Below are 23,867 nucleotides of genomic sequence, written 5' to 3' on the forward strand. Positions count from 1 at the left end.
AGGCGAACGCCGACCCGCGATCGGTGTGATTCGACGATCGTCCGTCACCTCGACGAATTCGCGGCGGCGGCGGTGACGCCTCGTCACCCCATCGCGCGCCGACCCGCGCGGCTACCGCTGGCCCGGACGGGAGGACGAAGTCGGAGAAATCCTGGCAACCACTCGCGGAGCCGAAGGCGCGCACGGACAATCGGACCATGACTGCGCTCGTGTTGACACCGGAACGTCGATCGGAGCTGGCTGCGCTGCTCGGGGACGGATTGCGGCTGCGGGCTGAGTTTCCCAAGGTGGCGGACTATCTCGACATCGCGCCGATGTTGGCCGGGACCGGGGATCAGGAAGCCGATGCCGCGTTCGACCTGCGGTTCGTGCACTACATGACCGGCGGCAGCGAGGAGTCGGCGAACCCGTACTGGGACATCGTGGCTCCGTCGATCACGGTCGACGGGGAACGCCGGGTAGTCGACGGGGGGAATCCGGGCGGAAGTGCCCGGCTGGGTTTTGTACAGACGATCTTGCAAAGTGCGTACGCCTACGCGGTCCCCTCTCCGGAGACGCTCAGCTGGATCGGAGCGTTCAGCGAAGGACGGCGCGTGCTCGAACTGGGCGCAGGGCGTGGTTACTGGGCGAAGCAACTGGCCGACCACGGCGTCAACGTACGTGCCTTCGATGCGGAACCACCAGACAGCACAGCCAACCCGTCCTTTCCCGGAGCCGAAGGCCAACGAGACGTGTGGTTCCCGGTGTCGGGCCTTGATGAGTTCGACGCCGATTTGGACGGCGAATCGGTTCTGTTCCTCTGCTGGCCGCCGGGCTGGGGTGACCCGATGGCCTCCGCGGCGCTGGAGAAGTTCGAGACGCGAGGCGGTCGGCGCGTGATCTTCATCGGGGAACCGCAGGGCGGCAAGACCGGCGATGACGCGTTCTTCGCCCGACTCTCGGAGGCGTGGAGATTGGAATCGGAGGATCCGCACCACGTCTCGTGGTGGAACCTCGGGGATGTTGCTCAGGGCTGGGTGCGCCCCGGATAGCCGACCAACAAACGATGGCCCGATCGTAGGCGTCGGGCCATATCCGACGGGCTGTGCCTAGGACTCCGGTTCGAGCGTCATCCGGAAGACGAACGATTCGTACCGGTCCTTCGGGTAGGATACGTCCGACACCATCAGAATCCTCCCGTGCCGGAGAAAGCGCTGGCGAATGGCCTTCACCAGGTCGCCCGCCGGCACTTTCAGCCATACCGCATGCGTCGGCGCGGGCACCTTGTCGGCAATGGTCTCCTCGAGAACGGTCGCGGTGGCAACATCGGTGCCGGGCAGCTGATAGCTGTCCGAGATGGAGACCGGTCGGCCGAGTTCAGCGACAGCTGTGACGATGTGCTCGACCTCGGTGCCCGGGTTGATCCCGAGCAGTCCCGCCACTTCATCGTCGGCGGGAACCAGAGTTGTCGTGCGCTCGATCCGCACATCATCCACCCTGTGGGGTGACTCGTTGCCGAAGGTCGTTGCCGGGTCTTCCATTTGACGTTCGGGTGATACTCGAACCAGCGTCGGCCGAGCGGCTACGAAGGTCCCGCGGCGCTCGATTGTGTAAACGAGACCTTGGCGCAGCAGCAGGTCGATGACCTTCCGAATGACGATCTCGGACACGCCGTGTCGCTTCGCCAGCTCGGAATAGCTCGGCAGCTGTGTCCGTGCGGGTAGGGCCCCTGCGCGGATCTCCCGCGCGATCTCCCCCGCGATCAATACGTAGGCAGGCTCACTCATGGCTCCACTCCTCGGGGTCGGCGTCGGCGTTTGAGCATACACAACTGCGTATACACACTACAGCCTATTCGGGATCAGCATCTGTCGCGAAGGCGCTGAGTCGCGCGGCTCGGACGCAGCCAGCTTGTGCGTATACGCAACTGCGTATACGCTGCTGTGTATGCGCAGAAGCGGGCGGCCATTATCCGAAGGTAAGGAGGCCGGGACGGGCCCGTTGCCAGGCTTGGCGTTTCCCGATCGAGTTCGGCAAGGCGTTCTCGCAGGGTTGGAGCTGCATTGGTGATATCGCGACGGCGAAGTGCAATCCGAACCCGCGTCCGGTGCCGGAGCGAATGGGCGGTATCGACCCGAAGACCGGCAAAGAATGGGTCAGGCGGAGTGGCGAACTCGGGAATCCCGCGCCGTCCGCAGCTGTGCCCCCTCGATCACGCCCACCCCCCGAAAAACTCCCGGAACTGCTGTCAACAGGTCTGTGAACACGGATTTCCGCGTACGCCAACGCCTCTGCGCCACGCTACTACCGGAGCATCCGCCCGGTGCCGAACCGGCGGCTTCCACCACCCATTCGACACGGCAGAGGGAGCAGATCGATGCCAGGCGAACGCCGACCCGCGATCGGTGTGATTCGACCAGAACTCTTGCGCGGCAAGCAGATCGACCTCGCATCGATCGCCGGGCCCGATTTCCGTTTGGTGTTCACCGTCTTCCTCGACGCGGGTCCGATGCTGACGGCCCTCGCGATCGCCCGCCACCTCGACGAGTTCGCGGCGGCGGCCGTGGTGACGCCCGGCCTCGAACACGTCGACCCGGTCCGTCACGTCGTGTCCGACCTGGCCGCCCTCGTCACCCCGTCGCGCGTCTACCCGCGCGGCTACCGCTGGCCCGAACGGGAGGACGAATGAGCCTGGCCGACGGGGTGCTCGTGGTGCTGGTCCTCGGGCTGATCGGCCTCACCGTGGCGCTGTCCTGGCCCGTCGCCGAGGACCCCGTCGACGAGGACGACGACCGTGACCGGGAAGACGATTGACCCACCGCAGGAGGGGGCGGACATGGACGAGGACGCGGACCGGACCGCAGGGCACGAGGAGGACGTACGGCGGCTGCCGCGGCGCACACCGCCGACGGACCCGCCTTGGCGGCCCGGCACCCACGAGCCACTGCCGATCGAGGTGCTGGCCCGAGTCGACGACGCGTTGCGCGCCTGGGCGGCGCGGCCGCCGGAGCGGGACTAGGCGCAGAGCGCACCGAAGGCGCTCGGCTACGGGTCAGTCCAGCTGCGGGGCGATCTCGGCCGCGACCAGTTCCAGGTGGTCCAGATCGCCGAGGTCGAGGGTTTGCAGGTAGAGGCGGGTGATGCCGGTCTCGGCGCGGTAGCGGCCGATCTTGTCCACGACCTCGGCGGGCGTGCCGGCCAGGCCGTTCTCCTTCAGCTCGGCGACCTCGCGGCCGATGGCAGCGGCGCGCCGGGCGACCTCGGCGTCGTCGCGGCCGACACACAGCACCTGCGCGGCCGAGCGCACGATCTCACCCGGATCGCGGCCGATCGCGCGCGCGGCGTCGGCGACCCGCTCGAACTGGGCGGCCGCGGAGGTGGCATCGCTGAACGGGAGGTTGAACTCCTGGGCGTAGCGGGCGGCCAGCTCCGGGGTCCGCTTCTTGCCGGTGCCGCCGATGATCACCGGCGGCCGCGGCGACTGCGCGGGCTTGGGCAGCGCCGGGCTGCCCTGCAGCTCGTAGTGCTTGCCGACGAAGTCGAAGGTCGACCCCTCGGGGGTCTCCCACAGGCCGGTGATGATGGCCAGCTGCTCGGCGTAGCGGTCGAAGCGTTCGCGCACCTCGGGCAGGGTGATGCCGTACGCGGTGTGCTCGGCGTCGAACCAGCCCGCGCCGAATCCGAACTCCACCCGGCCGCCGGACATCCGGTCCACCTGCGCGACGGAGATGGCCAGCACGGACGGATGCCGGAACGTGGCCGAGGTGACCAGCGTGCCCAGCCGGATGCGGGAGGTCTCCCTGGCCAGCCCGGCCAGCGTGATCCAGGCGTCGGTGGGGCCGGGCAGGCCGGACACCTCGCCCATCTTCAGGAAGTGGTCGGATCGGAAGAAGGCGTCGAAGCCCGCGTCCTCGGTCGTCTTCGCGACCCGCAGGAGGTCGTCGTAGCTCGCGCCTTGCTGGGGTTCGGTGAAGATGCGTAGGTCCACGGTGACCACGGTAGTCGGCGCGGTGGCGAGCGCACGGTGAGCTGCGGCATGGTGGGCGCCGGCGGCCCGCCGGGTGTCGGTGCCACCTGCTTGGATGGACGGATGCTGCACGGACTGTGGTCACCGGGGTCCGGCCTGGTGCTGTGGACCGAGGGCGAGGTGCCGCCGGCGCTGCCCGACCCGGCCGGTGCGTTGCTGCGCGCATCGCGGTTCCGGCATCGGGCGCAGGTGCTGGTGCCGGGCCCCGTCGGCCCACAGCTCACGCAGGTGCGCGCGCACGCCCTGGTGCCACAGGCCGCGGTCGACGTGCTGCGGCAGCGGTTACCCGTCGAATCAGTGGCCGGTGACCTGCGCTTTCTCGCCCACGTCGCCGACGGGATCGATCGGTGGGTGCGGGCCGGTCGCGTGGTGCCCGACCTGCACCGGGCCGACGGACAGTGGTGGGCGCGCTGGCGGCTGGTCGGCGGTGCCCGGCAACGGGCCTGGCTGGCCGAACTCGCGGTGGCGATGCCCGCGGCGCTGCGGGTGGCGGGGCAGCCCGCGGCGGTGCTCGACGATCTGGTCACCGAGCTGACCGATCCGATCGTGCGCGCCAGGCTCGCCGACGCGCCGGTGACGCACCCGCTGGTGCGCGCACTGGTGCGGGACCAGCCGCTCGAGACGGGTAGCCACCAGCTGGCCGAGGTGCTGCGGCGCTGGCGCGAGAGCCTCACCGTCGACGAGCCGGAGCTGGTGTTGCGGCTGCTGGAACCGGACGGGGAGACCGGTATCGACGGGGACGGCGGGGACGACCGGGACGACACCGTGGCGCTGTGGCGGCTGGAGGTCTGCCTCCGCACCGAGGGCGAGACCCCGGCCCCGGTGCCGACGACCGCCGACCCGAACCTGCTGCGCATCGCCGTCGAGCAGCTCGGCCGGGCGCAACGGGCCTACCCCCGGCTGCGCGATCTGCCCGGTGATCCGCACAGCCTCGACCTGCTGTTGCCCACCGAGGTGGTGGCCGATCTCGTCGCGCACGGTGCGCAGGCGTTGCACGAGGCGGGGGTGCGGTTGCTGCTGCCGCGCGCCTGGACCATCGCCGAACCCACCCTGCGGCTCGCGGTGAGCAGCGCCGCGCCCGCCGCGGAGAGCACCGTGGGCATGCAGGGCCTGCTGTCCTATCGGTGGGAACTGGCGGTCGGCGACAAGGTGCTCACCCGCGCCGAGATGGAGCGCCTGGTCCGCGCCAAATCCGACCTGGTGCAGTTGCGCGGGGAATGGGTGCAGGCCGACCACAAGGTGCTCGCCGCCGCCGCCCGCTACGTCGCCGCGCATCTGGACACGTCGCCGGTCACCCTCGCCGACCTGCTCGGCGAGATCGCCGCCACCCGCGTCGACAAGGTGCCGCTCACCGAGGTCACCGCCACCGGCTGGGCGGGCGAGTTGTTCGACGGCGGCCGCGAGCCGGTGGCGACCCCGGGTGGGCTGAAGGCGCAGCTGCGCCCGTATCAGCTGCGCGGCCTGAGCTGGCTGGCGACGATGAGCCGGATGGGCTGCGGCGGCATCCTCGCCGACGACATGGGTCTCGGCAAGACGGTGCAGGTGCTGGCCCTGCTGGTGCACGAGCGCGAGACCAGCACGGCACCGCCCGGCCCGACACTGCTGGTGTGCCCGATGTCGGTGGTCGGCAACTGGCAGCGCGAGGCGCAGCGGTTCGCCCCCGGGCTGCGGGTGCTGGTGCACCACGGCGCCGACCGCCGTCGCGACGCCGAACTCGATGCCGCAGTGGCGGATTCGGACCTGGTGCTCACCACCTACGCCATCCTGGCCAGGGATGCGGCCGAACTGTCGCGCCAGTCGTGGGACCGGGTGGTGCTCGACGAGGCGCAGCACATCAAGAACGCCGCGACCAGGCAGGCACGTGCCGCCCGTGCCCTGCCGGCCCGGCATCGCCTGGCGCTCACCGGAACCCCGGTGGAGAACCGGCTCGAGGAGTTCCGCTCGATCATGGATTTCGCGGTGCCCAAGCTGCTCGGTACCGCACCGACCTTCCGCGCCCGGTTCGCCGTCCCCATCGAACGCGAGCAGGATCCCAACGCCCTGTCCCGCCTGCGCTTCCTCACCCAACCGTTCGTGCTGCGCCGGGTCAAGACCGATCCGGCGGTCATCGGCGATCTGCCCGACAAGCTCGAGATGACGGTGCGGGCGAACCTGACCGTCGAGCAGGCCGCCCTGTACCAGGCCGTCGTCGACGACATGCTGGTGAAACTGCGCAGTGCCAAGGGCATGGCCCGCAAGGGTGCGGTGCTCGGCGCGCTCACCCGGCTCAAGCAGGTGTGCAACCATCCCGCGCACTTCCTCGGTGACGGTTCCCCGGTGCTGCACCGCGGCAGGCACCGCTCCGGCAAGCTCGCCTTGGTCGAGGACGTGCTCGACACCGTCGTCGCGGACGGGGAGAAGGCGTTGCTGTTCACCCAGTTCCGTGAGTTCGGCGACCTGCTCGCGCCCTATCTGTCCGAGCGGTTCGGCGCGCCGATCCCGTTCCTGCACGGCGGCGTGACCAAGAAGAACCGGGACACGATGGTCGAGCGCTTCCAGTCCGGCGACGGCCCGCCGATCATGCTGCTGTCCCTCAAGGCCGGCGGCACCGGGCTCACCCTCACCGCCGCCAATCACGTGGTGCACCTGGATCGCTGGTGGAATCCGGCGGTGGAGAACCAGGCCACCGATCGCGCCTTCCGCATCGGCCAGCGCCGCGACGTCCAGGTGCGCAAGCTGGTCTGCGTCGACACCATCGAGGAACGGATCGACGAGATGATCACCGGCAAGAGCAGGCTCGCGGACCTGGCCGTGGACGCGGGGGAGAACTGGATCACCGAGCTGGGCACCGAGGAGCTGCGCGAGTTGTTCACCCTCGGGGCCGAGGCGGTGGGCGAGTGAGCCCCGCGCGCGGTGACCGTTACGGCAGGCCACGCCCCGTGGACGGCGGGGTGAAAGCGCGCAGCGCCCGCGGCGGCTTCGGGCGCACGTGGTGGGGGAAGGCGTTCATCGAGGCGGTGGAGGCGATGTCGGAGCCGGGCAGGCTCGCCCGGGGCCGCAGCTACGCGCGTGCCGGGCAGGTGGTGAGCTACCGGATCGGCGCCGGCAGCGTGGTCGCCGAGGTGCAGGGCAGCCAGCCGCGCCCGTTCACCGCCGAATTCACCGTCCGTCGCCTGCGCGAGGAGGAACTCGAGCTGCTCGTCGAGACGATCCGCGACACCCCCGGCATGCTCGCCGACATCGCCTCCGGTGTGTTGCCGCCCGCCCTCGGCCCGCACCTGCTGCCCACCACCGCCGCCGACCTCGACTTCTCCTGCACCTGCCCGGACCCGGGCTGGCCGTGCAAGCACGCCGCCGCGGTCTGCTATCTGCTGGCCGAGCGGCTCGACGAGGCGCCGCGCGAGATCCTGACCCTGCGCGGTCTCGATCTGGACACCCTCATCGGCGGCCTGGAACGCGAGCCGTCGCCGGAATCCGACGACGATCCCTACGGCGAGCGCGGCACCCTGCCCGCCCTGCCCCGCCTCGAATTCCACGCCGCCCCGGACGATCTCGATCCGGTGCTGCTGCGCAAGGCGGCGCGGATGGTGTCCGAGGACGAGACCGCGGCGGCGACGGCGGTGCGGGAACTCGAGGCGCTGTACGAACGCCTCGACCGGACCTGAGCGTGTTCGGCTGGTCGGCACCCGGCAGCGGGGCCGATCGCGGCGGCCGGACTTCGTCGGGCGGATCCCGTCCGGTGCGCGGGCTCGGAACATCCCGGCGCCGGGTGCCGATTCCCAGTGTGCGGCGTGGGCCGTGACCGGCGGAACGTCCCGGCACTGCCCCGCCGCTGCCCGAACACCGCACCCGGGCGGTGCGCCTCACCTAAGCTGGCGCAGGTGACGGCCGTGATCCGGGACGACCTCGGCGCCGAGGTCCCGCTGTCGGCGCCCGCCCGGCGGGTGGTCTCCCTGGTGCCCTCGCTCACCGAGGCGGTCGCGCACACCTGCCCGGAGACGTTGGTGGCGGCGACGCGATGGTGCACGCACCCGGCGGAGCTGGCGGTCGAACGGGTGCGTGGCACCAAGAACCCCGACGTGCGCCGCATCGTGGCCCTGGCGCCGGACCTGGTGCTGTGCAATCAGGAGGAGAACCGGCGTCTCGACGTGGACCGGCTGCGTGCCGCGGGCGTGCCGGTGTGGGTGACCAGGATCGAAACCCTCGCCGGGGCCGTCGCCTCGCTGGCGCGGCTGTTCACCACCGCCTTCGGGCACGAGGTGCCCGCGTGGCTGGCCGAGGCCGAGAACGCCTGGGCCGCACCGCCACCGCGCCCGCCGATTCCGGCGGTGATCCCGGTCTGGCGCAACCCCTGGATGGTCGTCGGCCGCGACACGTTCACCGGCGATCTCGCCGCCCGCCTCGGCCTGCACCTCGTCCACGCCGAGCGCCCCGAGCGTTACCCCACCCTCACCGACGCCGACCTCACCCGGGGCGTCGACCTCGCCGTCCTCCCCGACGAGCCCTACGTCTTCACCGCCGACGACGGTCCCGACGCCTTCCCCGGCATCCCGGTGGCCCTCGTCGAAGGCCGCGCCCTCACCTGGTACGGCCCCTCGCTGACCACCGCCCGAAGCCACCTCACCGCCCGGATCGAGGCGGCGATCGGCTGAACGGTCAGCCCGCCCGGGCGAACCGGTAGTCGTCGAGGTCGAAATGGCCGCTGCGCCAGGCTGCTTCGAGCGTCGTGGTGGGGCGCAGCGGCACGTCGCCGTGTTTGTCGAAGTAGTAGCTGTTGGCACGGGCGCAACTGGCCTCCCAGAACACCTGGCCGCCGCGGCGGGCCAGCATCTCCTGGAAGTAGCGGTCGTTGGCGGCCTCGGTGACCTCGACCAGGGTCGCGCCTCGCTTCCTGGCGTGCCGCAGGCAGCGCAGGATGTGGCGGACCTGGTTCTCGATGAGCGCGAAATAGGACGAGCCGTTGTAGCCGTAAGGGCCGATCACCGAGAAGAAGTTCGGGAAGCCGGGCACGCTCACGCCCTCGTAGGCCTGGAGCCGGTGCTCGTCCCACCACTGTTCGAGGTTGCGCCCGCCCACGCCGAGCAGTTCGAAGGTCGGCATGTTGCCCGACTCCATCACCTTGAACCCGGTGGCCAGGATCAGCACGTCGGCCGGATGCTCGGTGCCGGTGGTGGTGCGCACGCCGCCGCGGGTGATCTCGGCGATCGGGTCGGTCTCCAGCGTCACGTTCGGCCGGTTGAACGTGGCGAGATAGTCGTTGGAGAAGCTGGGGCGTTTGCAGCCGAGGGTGTAGCGCGGGGTGAGCGCGTCGCGCACGACCGGGTCGTGCACCTGACGCCGCAGGTGGGCCAGCGCGAGCCGCTCCGCGACCGCGGTGGTGGGCACCGTGTTGTGGTAGTGCGCCGCGATCGGGAAGGTCAGTTCCACGTAGGTCTGGCTGGCCAGGCGGGTGAGCGAGCGGCCGCCTGGCACCCGCAGCGCCAGCCGCAGCGGCGCGGGCAGCGGCAGGTCCGGGCGCGGCAGGCACCAGATGGGGGTGCGCTGGAAGACGACCAGCCGCTCCACCGTGGGCGCGATCTCCGGGATGACCTGCACCGCCGAGGCGCCGGTGCCGATGATCGCCACCCGCTTGCCTCGCAGGTCTCGACGGTGGTCCCAGCGCGCGGTGTGCATGGTGACGCCGCCGAACTCGCGCACGCCCGGGATGTCGGGCAGCTTCGGCCGGGTGAGCACCCCGGTCGCGCCGACCACGAACCGCGCCCGCAGCCGCTGTCCGTCGGCGGTGCGCAACGTCCACACATGCCGCTGCTCGTCGAATTCGCCCGCGGTGATCGTGGTGGAGAAGCGGATCTTGGGCCGCAATCGGTAGGTGTCCACGCACCAGTCGGCGTAGGCCTTCAACTCCCGCCCCGGCGCGTACACCCGCGACCAGTCCGCCCGCTGCGCGAAGGAGAACTGATAACTGAACGACGGAATGTCCACGGCGACACCCGGATAGGTGTTCCAGTGCCAGGTTCCGCCTGCGCCGTCGGCGTCGTCGACGACGAGGAAGTCCTCGAACCCGGCCTCGCGCAACTTGATCGCGGCCCCGATCCCGGAGAAGCCGGCGCCGACGACGATCACCTCGTGGTCGAACTCCGCTGTCATGGCTGTTCTCCTCCCGCTCGGCTCCGCCCGCTCACTCCGGCGGTTCGATGCGATAGACCCGTTCGGCGTTGCCCCCGAACACCCGCGCCAGATCCGCGCGGTCGCCCCCGTGCTCGGTGAGCGCGGTGCCCACCGCCTGCGCGCTGTCGGCGATGGTGGTGATGGGTTTGTCGACGGGGAAGTTGGAGCCCCAAATCAACCGCTCGGTGCCGAAGCAGTCCATGGCGTGGGTGAGCAGCGGCCGGATGCGGTCGAGCAGCACCGGCGCGGTGGTGGTGCTGCCGCGGCGGGGCACCGGGTGCCCGAGGATCGGCATGGCCAGGCCGCTCACCTTGGCCACCACGTTCGGGTGTTCGGCGAGCGCGGCGAGGTCGTCCTGCCAGCGCAGCAACAGGTCGCGGCGGTCCTCGGGGGTGCCGCCGGTGTGCTTGCCGATCCGGCCGAACAGGCCGACCGGGGTGGCGAGGTGGTCGAGCACGATGGTGGCCTCGGGGTAGCGCTTGGCCAGGCCGGTGACCTGCGGCAGCTGGTTCGAGTACACCCAGGCCTCGAAGACGAGGCCGCGGCGGACCAGCTCGGCGAACCCGTCCAGGAACGCCGACGAGGTGAGGGCGTCCTCGGTCGGCGCGAACTGCCGCACGCCGGGGTCGGGATGATGGGCCACCATCGTCCGGATGCCGCGGAACAGCGGCGAGGCGGTCTGGTGGGCGTCGAGCAGCTCGGGGAAACCGGGCGCGGCCGGGTCGGCCGAGCCCAGGATCGCGGTCAGCCGCGGCGTGTCCACCCCGAACGGCAGGCTCGCCACCCAGCGGGTCTCGTCGGCCTTGGCGGTGGGGCCGGTGTTGCTCCAGTCGACCTCGATGTGGGCCACGCCCGCCACCGGCACGCCCACCGCGTCGGCGCGGTAGTCGGCGGGCAGGTACGGATGCGCGTAGGCGGTGGGGTCGCCGACGAACTCGCGGTCACTGCGGCGCGCCAGTTTGGCGGCGAGATGGATCGGCACGGGCAGGTACCTGAACAGCCGGGCGAGGTGGCTGAAGTCGCGCGGCGTCGCCAGCGGGTCCCACTGGTGGATGTGGGCATCGATGATGCGCAAATCGCTGAGGTCCATGCAGGCCCGTCCTGTCCTCGTCGATCGGTACGGCTGGCGCGATTCTCACACGCCCGTGGCCCGGCCCGGCGGCAAACGCATACCCGGGCCGCGCCGACTTCACACGTTGCGCCGGTACTGTCCGCCGACGGTGAAGAACGTCTCGGTCACCTGCTGCAACGAGCAGACCCGCGCGGCGTCCATGAGCACCTCGAAGATGTTCTCGTCGGTGCGGGCGACCTCCTCGAGCCGGGCCAGCGCCGCCTGCGCCTGGGTGCGGTGCCTGCGCTGGAACTCGCGCACCCGGTCGAGCTGGGACTGCTTCTCCCGTTCGGTGGCGCGGGCCAGCTCGAGCGTGCGTTCCGGCTCGCCGTGTGGATTGCGGAAGGTGTTCACGCCGATGATCGGCAGCGAGCCGTCGTGCTTGCGGTGCTCGTAGAGCATCGACTCGTCCTGGATCTTGCCGCGCTGGTAGCCGGTCTCCATCGCGCCCAGCACGCCGCCGCGCTCGCTGATCCGCTCGAACTCGGTGAGCACCGCCTCCTCCACCAGGTCGGTGAGCTCGTCGATGATGAAACTGCCCTGCAAGGGGTTCTCGTTCATCGCCAGCCCCCATTCCCGGTTGATGATGAGCTGGATCGCCAGCGCCCGGCGCACCGAGTCCTCGGTGGGGGTGGTCACGGCCTCGTCGTAGGCGTTGGTGTGCAGGCTGTTGCAGTTGTCGTAGATGGCGATGAGCGCCTGCAACGTGGTGCGGATGTCGTTGAAGTTCATCTCCTGCGCGTGCAGCGAGCGGCCCGAGGTCTGCACGTGGTACTTCAGCTTCTGCGAGCGCTCGGCGGCGCCGTACTTGTCGCGCAGCGCGATCGCCCAGATCCGGCGCGCCACCCGGCCGATCACCGAGTACTCCGGGTCCATGCCGTTGGAGAAGAAGAACGACAGGTTGGGCGCGAAGTCGTCGATGTGCATGCCGCGCGCCAGGTATGCCTCCACGTAGGTGAAGCCGTTGGCGAGCGTGAAGGCCAGCTGGCTGATCGGGTTCGCGCCCGCCTCGGCGATGTGGTAGCCGGAGATCGACACCGAGTAGAAGTTGCGAACCTTGTTGCGCACGAACCACTCCTGGATGTCGGCCATCATGCGCAGGCTGAACTCGGTGGAGAAGATGCAGGTGTTCTGGCCCTGATCCTCCTTGAGGATGTCGGCCTGCACGGTGCCGCGCACGGTGGCCAGGGTGCGCGCGCGGAGGTCGGCGGCTTCGTCGGCGGTGGGCTCGCGGCCCTCGGCCGCCCGGAACCGGTCCAGCGCCTGGTCGATCGCGGTGTTGAGGAAGAAGGCGAGGATGGTCGGCGCGGGGCCGTTGATCGTCATCGACACCGAGGTGGTGGGCGCGGTGAGGTCGAAGCCGTCGTAGAGCGCCTTCATGTCGTCGACGGTGGCGATGGAGACCCCGGAGGTGCCGACCTTGCCGTAGATGTCGGGCCGCTCGTCGGGGTCGCGCCCGTAGAGGGTCACCGAATCGAACGCTGTGGACAGGCGTTTGGCCTCGGAATGCTCCGAGAGCACCTTGAACCGGCGGTTGGTGCGGAACGGGTCGCCCTCGCCGGCGAACATCCGCGCCGGATCCTCGTTGTCGCGTTTGAACGGGAACACCCCGGCGGTGAACGGGAAGTGCCCGGGCAGGTTCTCCGAGCGAAGGAACCGCAGCAGCTCACCGTGGTCGGTGAAGCGCGGCAGCGCCACCCGCGGAATACTGCTGCCCGACAGCGATTCCCGCCGCAGCGTGGTGCGGATCTCGCGATCGCGCACCCGCACCACCTGTTCGGGTCCGCGGTAGCTCTCGGCGACCTCGGGCCAGCGCGCCAGCAGGGCGGCGTTCTCGGGGTCGAGTTCCGCGCGGGCGCGGGCCAGCAAGTCGGCGACGGCCGCGTCGCCGGGCAGCTCCGCGGCCACCAGTTCCAGCCGCTGCACCCGCTGCGCCGCCGCCACCTGGTCGCGGGTGCGCGCGTGATGAGCCCGCACGGTGTCGGCGATCTCGGCGAGGTAGCGCACCCGTGCGGTGGGGATGATCTGGGCGAAGCGGGTGGAGACCCGGGTCTGCACCCGGGGCAGCACGCCCTCGTCGACCGGGAGTCCGCGCGCGCCGAGCAGCTCGAGCAGATGCTGGTAGAGGGCGGTGACCCCGTCGTCGTTGAAGGTGGCCGCGCTGGTGCCGAAGACCGGCATGTCCGCCGGGTCGGCACCGAACGCCTCGCGGTTGCGCAGCAGCTGGCGCGAGACGTCCCGCACGGCGTCCGCGCCGCCGCGGCGCTCGAACTTGTTGATCGCCACCACGTCCGCGAAGTCGAGCATGTCGATCTTCTCCAGCTGCGAGGCGGCGCCGAACTCCGGTGTCATCACGTACATGGCGACGTCGACATGGTCGACGATCGCCGCGTCGCCCTGGCCGATGCCCGGCGTCTCCAGGATCACCAGGTCGTAGCCCGCCGCCTTGCACGCGGCGATGACGGCGTCGATGTCGTGCGGGAGTTCGTGCCCGCCGCGGGTGGCCAGCGAGCGGAAGAACACGTGCGTGCCGTCGAGGGAATTCATCCGGATCCGGTCGCCGAGCAGCGCACCGCCGCCGCGGCGCCGCGTCGGGTCGACGGCCAGGATCGCCACCCGCAGCTTGTCCTGCTGGTCGGTGCGCAGCCTGCGGACCAATTCGTCGGTGAGCGAGGACTTTCCGGACCCGCCGGTACCGGTGATGCCGAGCACCGGCACCGTCCGGTCGCGGGCGGCGGCCAGCAGCGCGTCGCGGTCGGCGGCGGGTAGCGCGTCCTGTTGCAGGCAGGTGATGACCCGGGCCAGCGCGGTGCGCTCACCGGCCAGCACCGCCTCGACGGCGGGCCGCTCGCCGGTCAGGTCCACATCGCAGGTCTGGATCAGCTCGTTGATCATGCCCGGCAGGCCGAGCCGCTGGCCGTCCTCGGGCGAGAAGATCCGCACTCCCGAGCGGGCCAGCCGCTCGATCTCCTCGGGCACGATCACCCCGCCGCCGCCGCCGAAGACGCGCACGTGCCCGGCGCCCGCCTCGCGCAGCGCGCTCGCCAGGTATTCGAAGTACTCGACGTGGCCGCCCTGGTAGGAGCTGACCGCGACGCCCTGCACGTCTTCCTCGACGGCGGCCGCGACGACCTCGTGGACCGCGCGGTTGTGGCCGAGGTGGATCACCTCCGCGCCCTGGCTCTGCAGGATGCGCCGCATGATGTTGATCGCGGCGTCATGCCCGTCGAACAGGGCGGCCGAGGTCACGAAGCGGACCGGATAGGCGGGTTGGTGGAGCGTGCTGTCGGCCACGGGAGTCCTCCGGCGAGTCCTTATGGCGCCCGATACTAGGACGTCATAGGAAGTCTACGGTGATGCCGATCACACCGCCATGCGAACGACCGCCGCGTGACGCACCGGCGGTTCGGTTCTTCCGGGTGGTATGAATCACACTCCCCTTTTTACTTGGATGTCCAACTATAGGATGACCGAGATCGCGCGGGTGCCGCGCGTCGCGACGACAAGAGAAGGACTGACATGGTTCGGGAACTCACTCACTTCATCGGCGGGCAGCACGTCGCGGGCACGTCGGGCAAGTTCGGCGACGTCTACGACCCCAACATCGGCCAGGTGCAGGCCAGGGTGCCGCTGGCGAGCAAGTCCGAGGTCGAGGCCGCCATCGCGAACGCCGAAGCGGCGCAGCAGGAGTGGGCCGCGTTCAACCCGCAGAAGCGTGCCCGCGTCATGATGAAGTTCCTCGCCCTGGTGCAGGACGAGATGGACAGCCTGGCCGCGCTGCTGTCCAGCGAGCACGGCAAGACCATCGCCGACGCCAAGGGCGACATCCAGCGCGGCCTCGAGGTCATCGAGTTCGCCGTCGGCATCCCGCACCTGCTCAAGGGCGAATACACCGAGGGCGCGGGCACCGGCATCGACGTCTACTCGATGCGCCAGCCGCTCGGCGTCGTCGCGGGCATCACCCCGTTCAACTTCCCGGCCATGATCCCGCTGTGGAAGGCCGGACCGGCGCTGGCCTGCGGTAACGCCTTCGTGCTCAAGCCCTCCGAGCGCGACCCCTCGGTCCCGCTGCGGCTCGCCGAGCTGTTCCTCGAGGCCGGCCTGCCCGCGGGCGTGTTCAACGTGATCAACGGCGACAAGGAAGCCGTCGACACGCTGCTGCACGACCCGCGTATCAAGGCCGTCGGCTTCGTCGGTTCCACCCCGATCGCGCAGTACATCTACGAGACCGCCACCGCCAACGGCAAGCGCGCCCAGTGCTTCGGCGGCGCGAAGAACCACGCCATCGTCATGCCCGACGCCGACCTCGACGACGTGGCCGACCAGCTCATCGGCGCGGGCTACGGCTCCGCGGGCGAGCGTTGCATGGCGATCTCGGTGGCGGTGCCGGTCGGGGAGGAGACCGCCGATCGGCTGGTCGCCAAGCTCACCGAGCGGGTGCACAAGCTCAACGTCGGCCGCTCCGACGACCCGGGCGCCGACTTCGGCCCGCTGGTCGGCAAGGACGGTGTGGACCGGGTGAACAACTATGTGCAGATCGGCATCGACGAGGGCGCCGAACTGGTGGTGGACGGCCGTGGCCTGACCGTCGAGGGCGGCGAGGACGGCTACTTCGTCGGCGCGACCCTGTTCGACAAGGTCACCCCGGAGATGCGCATCTACAAGGAGGAGATCTTCGGCCCGGTCGTCTCGGTGGTGCGTGCCAAGGACTACGAGGAGGGCCTGCGCCTGGCCAACGAGCACGAGTACGGCAACGGCGTGGCGATCTTCACCCGCGACGGTGACACCGCCCGCGATTTCGCGGCCCGCGTGCAGGTCGGCATGGTCGGCATCAACGTGCCGATCCCGGTGCCGATCGCCTACTACACCTTCGGCGGCTGGAAGCGTTCCGGCTTCGGCGATCTCAACCAGCACGGCCCCGACTCGATCCGCTTCTACACCAAGACCAAGACGGTGACGCAGCGCTGGCCGGACGGCGGAAGCCGAGCTGTGCTGTCGGGACGCTCCGCAGCCTCCGCGTCCAACGCGTTCGTCATCCCGACCATGGACTGATCGCGGCGATGTTCACACTCGACGAGGACGAAAAGGCGATCCGCGACACCGCGCGCGAGTTCGCCGACGAGTTCCTGGCGCCCAACGCGCTGGACTGGGACGAGCACAAACACTTCCCCGTGGACGTGCTGCGCAAGGCGGGCCCGCTCGGGCTCGGTGGCATCTACGTGCACGAGGACATGGGCGGTTCCGGCCTGCGCAGGCTCGACGCGGTCCGCATCTTCGAGCAGCTGGCCACCGGCTGCCCGTCGGTGGCGGCCTACATCTCCATCCACAACATGGCCACGTGGATGATCGACGCCTACGGCTCGCCCGACCAGCGGTCCCGCTGGCTGCCCGGGCTGACCGCGATGGAACTGCTGGGCAGCTACGCGCTCACCGAACCCGGCGTCGGCTCGGACGCGGCGGCGCTGAGCACCAAGGCGGTGCGCGACGGCGACGACTACATCCTCAACGGCGCCAAGCAGTTCATCTCCGGCGCGGGCGCCAACGACGTCTACGTGATGATGGTGCGCACCGGCGACGACGGCGCGCGCGGCATCTCGGCGTTGATCGTGCCCGCCGACACCCCGGGCCTCTCGGTCGGACCGAACGAGAAGAAGATGGGCTGGAACGCTCAGCCCACCCGTCAGGTGATCCTGGAGGACGCCCGGGTGCCGGTGGCCAACCGGCTCGGCGCAGAGGGTGACGGCTTCCGTATCGCCATGAACGGGCTCAACGGCGGCCGGCTCAACATCGCCGCCTGCTCGGTCGGCGGCGCGCAGGCCGCGTTGGACAAGACCGTGCCGTATCTGGCGCAGCGCAACGCCTTCGGCAAGCCGCTGCTGCGCAACCAGGCCCTCCAGTTCGACCTGGCCGACATGCGCACCCAGCTGGAGGCGGCCAGGACGCTGCTGTGGCGGGCCGCCGCCGCGCTCGACGCGGACGCCCCGGACAAGGTGGAGCTGTGCGCGATGGCCAAGCGCTTCGCCACCGACGCCGGGTTCGAGGTCGCCAACAAGGCCCTGCAACTGCACGGCGGCTACGGTTACCTGGCCGAATACGGCCTGGAGAAGATCGTCCGGGATCTACGGGTGCACCAGATCCTGGAGGGCACGAACGAGATCATGCGGGTGGTCGTCGCCCGCTCGGTGGTAGGAGCAGCATGACCGACACGTCCGACGTCATCATCGACAAGCGCGACGGGCTCGGCCTGATCACGCTGAACCGGCCCAAGGCCATCAACGCGCTGAACCATCCGATGGCACTGGCCATCACCGAGGCGCTGCGCGCCTGGGCCACCGACGACGAGGTCCGCACGGTCGTCGTCACCGGCGCGGGGGAGCGCGGCCTGTGCGCGGGCGGCGACATCGTCGCCATCCACGCCGACGCGAAAAGCGGTAACACGGGCGCCGATTCGCCCACCGGCCGGTTCTGGCGCGACGAGTACATCCTCAACGCGCTGATCGGCCGCTACCCCAAGCCGTACGTGGTGGTCATGGACGGCATCGTGATGGGCGGCGGCGTCGGCCTGTCCGGCCACGGCAGCCACCGCATCGTCACCGAGCGCTCCAAGGTCGGCATGCCCGAGGTCGGCATCGGCTTCGTCCCCGACGTCGGCGGCACCTACCTGCTCTCCCGCGCGCCGGGGGAGATCGGCACCCATGTCGCGCTGACCACCGCGCGGATGAGCGCCGGTGACGCGATCGCGGCGGGCTTCGCCGACTACTTCGTACCGTCCGAGCACATCCCGGCGCTGCTGGACACCCTGCGCAGCGAGACCGCCGACGTGGCCATCGCCAAATTCGCCACGACCGCACCGGAATCCGCGCTCGTCGCGCAGCGCGACTGGATCGACAGCTGCTACAGCGCGCCCACCGTCGAGGAGATCGTGGAGCGGCTGCAGACCGCCGACGCGCCCGAGGCCCGCGCCGCCGCGGCCGACATCCTCGGCAAATCGCCGGTCGCGCTGAAGGTCACGCTGCGTTCGCTGCGCGCCGCGCGGGAACTCGACAGCCTGGAGGCCGTGCTCGACGAGGAATATCGGGTGTCGATCGCCTCGCTCGGCTCGCACGACCTGGTCGAGGGCATCCGCGCCCAGGTCATCGACAAGGACCGCAACCCGCGATGGTCCCCGGCCACCCTCGCCGAGGTCACCGACGAGCAGGTCGCGGCCTACTTCGCCGAACTCGGCGACAAGGAACTCGCACTGGCGACACCGGAGGCACAGCAGTGAGCAAGAAGATCGGATTCCTCGGCCTCGGCCACATGGGCGCGCCGATGGCGGCCAACCTGGTGAAGGCGGGCCACGACGTGCTCGCCTACGACCCGGTGCCCGCCGCGCAGGAGCAGGCCCGCGCCGACGGCGCCACCGTCGTCGCCACCGCCGCCGAGGCGGCCGCCGGCCGCGAGATCGTCATCACCATGCTGCCCAACGGCAAGCTGGTCCTCGACGTCTACGCCGACCTGCTGCCCGCCGCCGCACCCGGCACCCTGTTCATCGACTGTTCGACCATCGACGTCGCCGACGCCAAGGCCGCCGCCGAACGCGCGGTCGCGGCGGGGCATCGCGCGCTGGACGCCCCGGTCTCCGGCGGGGTGGCCGGTGCGGCCGCGGGCACGCTGACCTTCATGGTCGGCGGTGCGGCCGACGATTTCGCGGCCGCGCTGCCGGTGCTCGAGGTGATGGGTGGCAAGGTGGTGCACTGCGGCGGCGCCGGCGTCGGCCAAGCCGCCAAGATCTGCAACAACATGCTGCTCGGCATCTCGATGATCGCGCTGTCGGAGGCGCTGGTGCTCGGCGAGAAGCTGGGCCTGAGCCACCAGTCCTTCTTCGACGTGGTGTCCACCGCGTCGGGCCAGAGCTGGGCGTTGACCAGCTACTGTCCGGTGCCGGGACCGGTGCCGACCAGCCCGGCCAACAACGACTACCAGCCGGGATTCGCCACCGCGCTGATGACCAAGGACCTCGGCCTGGCCGCGAACGCCTTGCGCGCCAACGGCGTCGACGGGCAGCTGGGCGCGCTCGCCGCCGAGATCTACACCCGGTTCAACCAGACCGATGCCGACCGGGACTTCTCGGCTATCGTCACCGATGTCCGCAACCGATCCGAGCAAGAGGGTGACCAGTGACCGACTTCGAGACGATTCTGCTGGAGCGCAAGCCCACCAGCGCCGGTAAGGGCGCGGTCGGGTGGATCACGCTGAACCGTCCCAAGGCCCTCAACGCGCTCAACGCGCAGGTCCTCGACGACGTCATCGCCGCGCTCGACGAGCTGGAGCGCGACGACGAGGTGGGCGCGGTCGTGATCACCGGTTCCGAGCGGGCCTTCGCCGCCGGCGCCGACATCAAGGAGATGCAGCCCAAGTCGTACATGGACATGTTCATGGACGACTACTTCGCGCGCTGGGACCGGCTGGCCAACTTTCGCAAGCCCACCATCGCCGCGGTGGCGGGCTACGCGCTCGGCGGCGGCTGCGAGCTGGCGATGATCTGCGACATCCTCATCGCCGCCGACACCGCCAAGTTCGGCCAGCCGGAGATCAAGCTCGGCGTCATCCCGGGCATCGGCGGCTCGCAGCGCCTGACCCGTGCCATCGGCAAGGCCAAGGCGATGGACCTGGTGCTCACCGGCCGCAACATGGACGTCGAGGAGGCCGAGCGCGCCGGACTGGTGTCGCGGATCGTGCCCGCCGCCGAGCTGCTCGACACCGCGCAGCAGGTCGCCGAGACCATCGCCTCGATGTCGCTGCCGGTCGCGATGATCGCCAAGGAAGCGGTCAACCGGTCCTTCGAGACCACGCTGGCCGAGGGGCTGCGTTTCGAGCGGCGGGTGTTCCACTCGCTGTTCGCCATCGAGGACCAGAAGGAGGGCATGGCCGCGTTCGTGGAGAAGCGGCCCGCCCAGTTCGGCAACCGCTGAGCGTTTCCCGCACCGACGGCTCGCACGCGTACGGCGTGCGGGCCGTTCGTGTCAGTGCAGGTAGCCGTCGTAGTGGCCGACCGGGTACTGCCCGCCCTGGAACGACTGCGCCAGATCCATCCCCGCGAACGCCGGGGGCGTGCGCCCGTCCACCGCGAACCGATACAGCGCCGCCTGGTAGACCGCGTTGGCGGCGGAATAGAAGGCCAGCGCGGTGATGAAGGCGCTCAGCCCGAGCCAGCAGCCGATCGTCGCCATCGTGACGCCGCCGATCATCGCGTCGACCAGCGCGCCGATGGCCGTGCCGAGCACCATGCTCAACAGGCCGCCCACCAGCACCAGGACGTAGCCGAGGGTGCCCAGCCGCGTCGTGCCCGCCACGCCGGGACCCCACACCCGGCCCAGGCAGTCTCGCGCCGCGCGCACCGCGTCCACCGGGCCGCGCCGCTCCAGCACGATCATCGGCAACACCAGGTAGGCGACATCCGACCACGGGGTGGCGCGGTTCGGGCGCGGCACGCCTGGCTCGCCGGCGTTGCGCTCGACCAGGCGCAGCACCGGCAGCACGATCGCCACCGCGAACGACCAGGTGAGCACCGCGAAGAACCGGCTGTTCGCCGCCCGCCTGCCCGCCGCGGTGCTCGGGTAGCCGCCACGCAGCACGATGTCGGCCTGCGAGACGAGGGCGGCGTTGCCGAACGTCGTGACGATCACACACAGCAGGTACAGCGCGGCCACCAGCGGATACGGCACCGCGGAGGTGGCGTCCAGGCCGGTCAGGTGCAGGGTGATGAAGGTGGCGCCGGTCAGGCCCGCGCCGACCAGCGCCGAGGTCACCGGGAACCGGCGCAGTCCGCGCTGCGCACCGAGCAGGCCGTTGGCTGTGCTGAACATGGTTCGCGCGGTCGTGTACGACACGTGGCACCCCCGGGTCGAGCGGTCGATCGGTCCGCCGCCCATGCTAGTCACGCGGTGCCGGTCCTCATTTCGTCGGCAGTGGCGCGACCGTGCCCAGCTCGATCCTGGTGGGCGCCGAACCCCCGCCCGGCCGGTCGGCCGAATCCCGTTCCAGCGCGAGCAGCCCGGCGACGGTCCCGCCGAGCGCGACCGTGACCGCGGCCGCCGCCAGCACCTTGCGCCTGCCCACCCCGGGGCGGGGGAGGGCGGCCAGGGCGGCGCGCGTGCGCACCCGCGGCATGTGCACATCCCCCGACGGCCGCTCGGCGGCCAGCAGCACCGCACCGCGCGCCGAGACCACTTCCGGTTCGGGGTCGTAGACGATCGGCAGATCGATCGCCCGCACCAGCTCGGAACGCACGATCGGACTGCGCGTGCAGCCGCCGACCAGCACCAGCGCCGCGGGCGGCACGCCCGTCTCCTCGATCAGATGCCGCACCAACGCCGCCGAATGCTGCACGCCCGCCGCGCACAGGTCCGCCAGGTCGCTGTGGGTGAGTACGGCCCGGTCGCCGGACTCGGGATCGATCGCGGTCACCACCCGCGCACTGCTGAGTTCCTCGCGGTGCCTGCGGGTGGCCGCTCGGTCCGCCCGCACGCCCGCCCGCGCCAGCCTGCGCCGCAGCAGCAGGTCGTAGCCGTCGCCGCCGAGCACCGTGCTGCGCGTGCCCGCGATCACCGCCTCCGACCGGCAGTCGGCCTGGGTGAGCGTGAGTCCGGAACTGCCCAGGTCGTAGAGGATCACCGAGCCGGACTCCGGCAGTCGGCCGGTGAAACGCAGATAGCGCAGCTGCGCCAGCGGCTCGTCCACGATGGTGAGGCGGGTGCGCCCGGCCGCGCGCCGGATGGCCTCGGCGTGCAAGGGGCAGCGGCAGGTCACCGCGGTGCTCGCGATCAGCTCGTCGCGCTCCTCGGCCGAGCGGCACATCTGGCGGATCGCGTCGAACACCGGCTCGTCCACCCCGCGCCCGGGACGGCGCGCGACCAGGCAGGAATCGATCGGCGGTAGATGCGGCTGGTCGGAGTGCGTGAGGATGGCCCGCGCACCGCCGGCGCCCGCGGAAACCCCCAAGACCAGCACCATGGGTCAATGGTGGACCTTCACCGACCGGCTGCCAAGAGCAAATGTGCTTACAGATGTGCGATCACTCGCCTGCCGGGCGGCCGGTTCGTTCGCGCGAGCGGGTGTGCCCCGTGAGTCGGGGGCCCGGCCGCGCGATGCCGGGAGCGGTTCGGCGGGGCGGAGTGATCAGCCGTTGCGCGCCCAGCGCACCGGGGCGTCGCCGGTGTCGAAGTCGCCCGCGGCATGGCGGAACTCGGCCAGCAGTTGCAGCAGGGTGTGCAGCCGCTCCGGCGGGAGGCCGGGCTGGGCGAACACCTTGTCGTTGAGCTCCTTGGTCGCGCGGGCCACGGAATCCCTTCCGGCATCGGTGATCTCGATGAGCGTCGCGCGCCGGTCGCTCGGATGCGGCACCCGGGTCACCAGGCCGGCGGCCTCCAGCCGGTCGACGGTGTTGGTGACGCTGGTCGGGTGCACCTGCAGCCGCGCGCTGGCCTTCGCCATCGGCAGCGCCCCCGTCTTGCTGAAACTCAGCAGCCGCAACAACTCGTAGCGCGAGAACGTCAACCCCGACGGCCGCAACGCCTCGTCCACCCGCGCCATCACGATCTGCTGCGCCCGCACCAGCGAGGTCACCGCCGCCATCCCGTCCGCGGCATCGCCCCACCCGTGGTCGACCCACTGACGGTGGGCCTCCTCGATCGGATCGAGCGGAAGCGGACGTGGCCGAGACATGGTCCCGATCATCGCACGTCACCTGCCCCCCGACACCACTCCGCGACACCGGAACCGCCCGATTCCGCACAACCCTTCCGATCACCCTGACCACAACCCTGTCCCACCCCACCCCTGTCCAGGCACCCTGAACAGGCCGCGCGGGCGTGGCTGAGAGGTTTAGGCAACGGTCTGCAAAGCCGTGCACGCGGGTTCGATTCCCGCCGCTCGCTCCCCTGCCGGGCACGGGGGTATCGGTCGTCACCCGACCGATACCCCGTCCCCGGACCACATCCCGTCCGCGACGTCGTCGCCACAGCCACCTGTGCCGCAGCGTTTTTCGTAGCAGTCCGACAACGGCCCCGTCATGGTCCCGGCGACACCGAACTCCACGGTTGCCGAGTCGGTGCAGCCGGCGCACCCGAAGCTCGCCCTGAACCAGCTCGTCCCCCCAACACCTGGGCGGCCAGGGTTTCTGGTAGTCGCGGGTGCCTGTTCGTGGGGCCGGCTCCGAGACCAGGCGGATTCGGGTGCCGCCATGGAATTGCTCGACAACTCCACTTACTCGGACGCCTGGTACATCGCGCTCGCCCGCCGCCTCGCCTACCCGTTGATGACGTTGGACGACGGGATGCCGAAGTCCGCTCGAATCCACGGCGTGGCAGTGATCGGTGCGCCGGACTGAGGGGTGTCGACGACGTCAGTGGTGTGATCGTCGAGTGAGAAACGCCGAAGGCCCCGACCAGCAGGACTGATCGGGGCCTTCGGCAGCTGTGCCCTCGGCAGGATTCGAACCTGCGGCCTTCTGCTCCGGAGGCAGAAGCTCTATCCCCTGAGCTACGAGGGCGGGATAGCGGGCGATCGGGGCGCGGGGCCGGTCGATCGGGCGGGGCAAGCGTATCGCATGGCCGGGGTGGA

At 70.5% G+C, this 23,867-nt stretch carries 21 protein-coding genes and 2 tRNA genes; 14 read left to right on the forward strand and 9 right to left on the reverse strand.

Translation table 11 applies throughout. The features are described 5' to 3' along the window. The first annotated feature begins 197 nt into the window (after positions 1 to 197). Positions 198 to 1,031 (forward strand): hypothetical protein, encoded by an 834-nt coding sequence (locus tag CRM89_RS27155; protein WP_098086625.1) that lies wholly within the window; start codon positions 198 to 200, stop codon positions 1,029 to 1,031. A gap of 57 nt (positions 1,032 to 1,088) precedes the next feature. On the opposite strand, the gene CRM89_RS27160 is transcribed toward CRM89_RS27155, so the two are convergent. Continuing rightward, positions 1,089 to 1,766, reverse strand: coding sequence for a GntR family transcriptional regulator (locus CRM89_RS27160; RefSeq protein ID WP_098086626.1), 678 nt, complete (start codon positions 1,764 to 1,766; stop codon positions 1,089 to 1,091). A gap of 590 nt (positions 1,767 to 2,356) precedes the next feature. Here CRM89_RS27160 and CRM89_RS27165 point away from each other — a divergent pair. The 3 genes from CRM89_RS27165 to CRM89_RS27170 are packed head-to-tail and all read left to right on the forward strand — an operon-like array spanning position 2,357 to position 2,998. Beyond that, positions 2,357 to 2,668: a hypothetical protein gene (locus tag CRM89_RS27165; protein ID WP_228821151.1), complete on the forward strand. Its 312-nt coding sequence runs from the start codon at positions 2,357 to 2,359 to the stop codon at positions 2,666 to 2,668. Continuing rightward, on the forward strand, positions 2,665 to 2,793 hold the full coding sequence (locus CRM89_RS32065) for a hypothetical protein (protein WP_255266208.1): 129 nt from the start codon (positions 2,665 to 2,667) through the stop codon (positions 2,791 to 2,793). Before CRM89_RS27165 ends, CRM89_RS32065 begins: the two co-directional genes overlap by 4 nt. A gap of 22 nt (positions 2,794 to 2,815) precedes the next feature. Then, positions 2,816 to 2,998, forward strand: coding sequence for a hypothetical protein (locus CRM89_RS27170; RefSeq protein WP_041559883.1), 183 nt, complete (start codon positions 2,816 to 2,818; stop codon positions 2,996 to 2,998). Positions 2,999 to 3,031: 33 nt separating this feature from the next. On the opposite strand, the gene CRM89_RS27175 is transcribed toward CRM89_RS27170, so the two are convergent. Beyond that, complete coding sequence (locus tag CRM89_RS27175) at positions 3,032 to 3,967, reverse strand: LLM class F420-dependent oxidoreductase (RefSeq protein WP_011207560.1); 936 nt, start codon at positions 3,965 to 3,967, stop codon at positions 3,032 to 3,034. A 102-nt stretch (positions 3,968 to 4,069) separates the two neighbouring features. Here CRM89_RS27175 and CRM89_RS27180 point away from each other — a divergent pair, with 102 nt between their 5' ends. The 3 genes from CRM89_RS27180 to CRM89_RS27190 all read left to right on the forward strand — a co-directional run bounded on the left by CRM89_RS27180 (position 4,070) and on the right by CRM89_RS27190 (position 8,637). Beyond that, entirely contained in the window at positions 4,070 to 6,886 is a 2,817-nt protein-coding gene (locus CRM89_RS27180) for a DEAD/DEAH box helicase (protein WP_098087142.1), read from the forward strand. Then, the gene (locus CRM89_RS27185) at positions 6,883 to 7,650 is read left to right on the forward strand and encodes an SWIM zinc finger family protein (protein ID WP_011207562.1); all 768 of its coding nucleotides are present in this window, start codon (positions 6,883 to 6,885) and stop codon (positions 7,648 to 7,650) included. The genes CRM89_RS27180 and CRM89_RS27185 overlap by 4 nt, the downstream gene beginning before the upstream one ends. 216 nt (positions 7,651 to 7,866) lie before the next feature. After that, positions 7,867 to 8,637 carry a helical backbone metal receptor gene (locus CRM89_RS27190; RefSeq protein ID WP_172964581.1) on the forward strand — a complete coding sequence of 257 codons (771 nt, stop codon included), beginning with the start codon at positions 7,867 to 7,869 and terminating at the stop codon, positions 8,635 to 8,637. A gap of 4 nt (positions 8,638 to 8,641) precedes the next feature. Here the strand turns inward: CRM89_RS27190 and CRM89_RS27195 are convergent, their stop codons facing one another. The 3 genes from CRM89_RS27195 to icmF form a co-directional block, all read right to left on the reverse strand. After that, positions 8,642 to 10,132, reverse strand: a complete 1,491-nt coding sequence (locus tag CRM89_RS27195; protein WP_098086627.1) for an NAD(P)/FAD-dependent oxidoreductase — start codon at positions 10,130 to 10,132, stop codon at positions 8,642 to 8,644. 31 nt (positions 10,133 to 10,163) lie between these two features. After that, a complete protein-coding gene (locus CRM89_RS27200) occupies positions 10,164 to 11,243 on the reverse strand; it encodes an amidohydrolase (RefSeq protein WP_098086628.1) in 1,080 nt (359 codons plus the stop codon). 99 nt (positions 11,244 to 11,342) lie between these two features. Next, on the reverse strand, positions 11,343 to 14,558 hold the full coding sequence (gene icmF, locus CRM89_RS27205) for a fused isobutyryl-CoA mutase/GTPase IcmF (RefSeq protein ID WP_098086629.1): 3,216 nt from the start codon (positions 14,556 to 14,558) through the stop codon (positions 11,343 to 11,345). A 225-nt stretch (positions 14,559 to 14,783) separates the two neighbouring features. On the opposite strand from icmF, the gene CRM89_RS27210 reads away from it, so the two are divergent. The 5 genes from CRM89_RS27210 to CRM89_RS27230 are packed head-to-tail and all read left to right on the forward strand — an operon-like array spanning position 14,784 to position 20,218. Continuing rightward, positions 14,784 to 16,316: a CoA-acylating methylmalonate-semialdehyde dehydrogenase gene (locus tag CRM89_RS27210; RefSeq protein WP_098086630.1), complete on the forward strand. Its 1,533-nt coding sequence runs from the start codon at positions 14,784 to 14,786 to the stop codon at positions 16,314 to 16,316. An 8-nt stretch (positions 16,317 to 16,324) separates the two neighbouring features. Continuing rightward, positions 16,325 to 17,464, forward strand: coding sequence for an acyl-CoA dehydrogenase family protein (locus tag CRM89_RS27215; RefSeq protein ID WP_060593006.1), 1,140 nt, complete (start codon positions 16,325 to 16,327; stop codon positions 17,462 to 17,464). Then, positions 17,461 to 18,531 (forward strand): enoyl-CoA hydratase/isomerase family protein, encoded by a 1,071-nt coding sequence (locus tag CRM89_RS27220; RefSeq protein ID WP_086838459.1) that lies wholly within the window; start codon positions 17,461 to 17,463, stop codon positions 18,529 to 18,531. Before CRM89_RS27215 ends, CRM89_RS27220 begins: the two co-directional genes overlap by 4 nt. Further along, complete coding sequence (mmsB, locus tag CRM89_RS27225; protein WP_086838457.1) at positions 18,528 to 19,427, forward strand: 3-hydroxyisobutyrate dehydrogenase; 900 nt, start codon at positions 18,528 to 18,530, stop codon at positions 19,425 to 19,427. Before CRM89_RS27220 ends, mmsB begins: the two co-directional genes overlap by 4 nt. Then, entirely contained in the window at positions 19,424 to 20,218 is a 795-nt protein-coding gene (locus tag CRM89_RS27230; protein WP_060593004.1) for an enoyl-CoA hydratase, read from the forward strand. Before mmsB ends, CRM89_RS27230 begins: the two co-directional genes overlap by 4 nt. Before the next feature lie 51 nt (positions 20,219 to 20,269). Here CRM89_RS27230 and CRM89_RS27235 read toward each other — a convergent pair whose 3' ends face one another. The 3 genes from CRM89_RS27235 to CRM89_RS27245 all read right to left on the reverse strand — a co-directional run bounded on the left by CRM89_RS27235 (position 20,270) and on the right by CRM89_RS27245 (position 22,970). After that, the gene (locus tag CRM89_RS27235) at positions 20,270 to 21,112 is read right to left on the reverse strand and encodes a DUF6159 family protein (protein ID WP_127516328.1); all 843 of its coding nucleotides are present in this window, start codon (positions 21,110 to 21,112) and stop codon (positions 20,270 to 20,272) included. Positions 21,113 to 21,200: 88 nt separating this feature from the next. Continuing rightward, positions 21,201 to 22,259, reverse strand: a complete 1,059-nt coding sequence (locus CRM89_RS27240) for a hypothetical protein (protein WP_011207573.1) — start codon at positions 22,257 to 22,259, stop codon at positions 21,201 to 21,203. A 165-nt stretch (positions 22,260 to 22,424) separates the two neighbouring features. After that, positions 22,425 to 22,970 carry a MarR family winged helix-turn-helix transcriptional regulator gene (locus CRM89_RS27245; protein ID WP_041560703.1) on the reverse strand — a complete coding sequence of 182 codons (546 nt, stop codon included), beginning with the start codon at positions 22,968 to 22,970 and terminating at the stop codon, positions 22,425 to 22,427. Positions 22,971 to 23,110: 140 nt separating this feature from the next. Between CRM89_RS27245 and CRM89_RS27250 the strand changes: the two genes are divergently transcribed. Further along, positions 23,111 to 23,182 (forward strand) — tRNA-Cys (locus CRM89_RS27250). A 305-nt stretch (positions 23,183 to 23,487) separates the two neighbouring features. Beyond that, positions 23,488 to 23,634 carry a type II toxin-antitoxin system VapC family toxin gene (locus CRM89_RS31185; RefSeq protein ID WP_137354181.1) on the forward strand — a complete coding sequence of 49 codons (147 nt, stop codon included), beginning with the start codon at positions 23,488 to 23,490 and terminating at the stop codon, positions 23,632 to 23,634. 89 nt (positions 23,635 to 23,723) lie between these two features. Here CRM89_RS31185 and CRM89_RS27255 read toward each other — a convergent pair. Continuing rightward, positions 23,724 to 23,796 (reverse strand) — tRNA-Arg (locus tag CRM89_RS27255). Positions 23,797 to 23,867 lie beyond the last annotated feature (71 nt).

Origin of the sequence: Nocardia sp. FDAARGOS_372 (genome assembly GCF_002554515.1) — a bacterium.
Taxonomy (GTDB): domain Bacteria; phylum Actinomycetota; class Actinomycetes; order Mycobacteriales; family Mycobacteriaceae; genus Nocardia; species Nocardia farcinica.

Excerpts from the sequence above, each read along its gene's own strand:
- CRM89_RS27155 (WP_098086625.1), top strand. The coding sequence starts at position 198 with ATGACTGCGCTCGTGTTGACACCGGAACGTCGATCGGAGCTGGCTGCG.
- CRM89_RS27160 (WP_098086626.1), bottom strand. The coding sequence starts at position 1,766 with ATGAGTGAGCCTGCCTACGTATTGATCGCGGGGGAGATCGCGCGGGAG.
- CRM89_RS27165 (WP_228821151.1), top strand. The coding sequence starts at position 2,357 with ATGCCAGGCGAACGCCGACCCGCGATCGGTGTGATTCGACCAGAACTC.
- CRM89_RS32065 (WP_255266208.1), top strand. The coding sequence starts at position 2,665 with ATGAGCCTGGCCGACGGGGTGCTCGTGGTGCTGGTCCTCGGGCTGATC.
- CRM89_RS27170 (WP_041559883.1), top strand. The coding sequence starts at position 2,816 with ATGGACGAGGACGCGGACCGGACCGCAGGGCACGAGGAGGACGTACGG.
- CRM89_RS27180 (WP_098087142.1), top strand. The coding sequence starts at position 4,070 with ATGCTGCACGGACTGTGGTCACCGGGGTCCGGCCTGGTGCTGTGGACC.
- CRM89_RS27195 (WP_098086627.1), bottom strand. The coding sequence starts at position 10,132 with ATGACAGCGGAGTTCGACCACGAGGTGATCGTCGTCGGCGCCGGCTTC.
- CRM89_RS27200 (WP_098086628.1), bottom strand. The coding sequence starts at position 11,243 with ATGGACCTCAGCGATTTGCGCATCATCGATGCCCACATCCACCAGTGG.
- CRM89_RS27210 (WP_098086630.1), top strand. The coding sequence starts at position 14,784 with ATGGTTCGGGAACTCACTCACTTCATCGGCGGGCAGCACGTCGCGGGC.
- CRM89_RS27215 (WP_060593006.1), top strand. The coding sequence starts at position 16,325 with ATGTTCACACTCGACGAGGACGAAAAGGCGATCCGCGACACCGCGCGC.
- CRM89_RS27220 (WP_086838459.1), top strand. The coding sequence starts at position 17,461 with ATGACCGACACGTCCGACGTCATCATCGACAAGCGCGACGGGCTCGGC.
- CRM89_RS27235 (WP_127516328.1), bottom strand. The coding sequence starts at position 21,112 with ATGTTCAGCACAGCCAACGGCCTGCTCGGTGCGCAGCGCGGACTGCGC.
- CRM89_RS27240 (WP_011207573.1), bottom strand. The coding sequence starts at position 22,259 with ATGGTGCTGGTCTTGGGGGTTTCCGCGGGCGCCGGCGGTGCGCGGGCC.
- CRM89_RS27245 (WP_041560703.1), bottom strand. The coding sequence starts at position 22,970 with ATGTCTCGGCCACGTCCGCTTCCGCTCGATCCGATCGAGGAGGCCCAC.
- CRM89_RS31185 (WP_137354181.1), top strand. The coding sequence starts at position 23,488 with ATGGAATTGCTCGACAACTCCACTTACTCGGACGCCTGGTACATCGCG.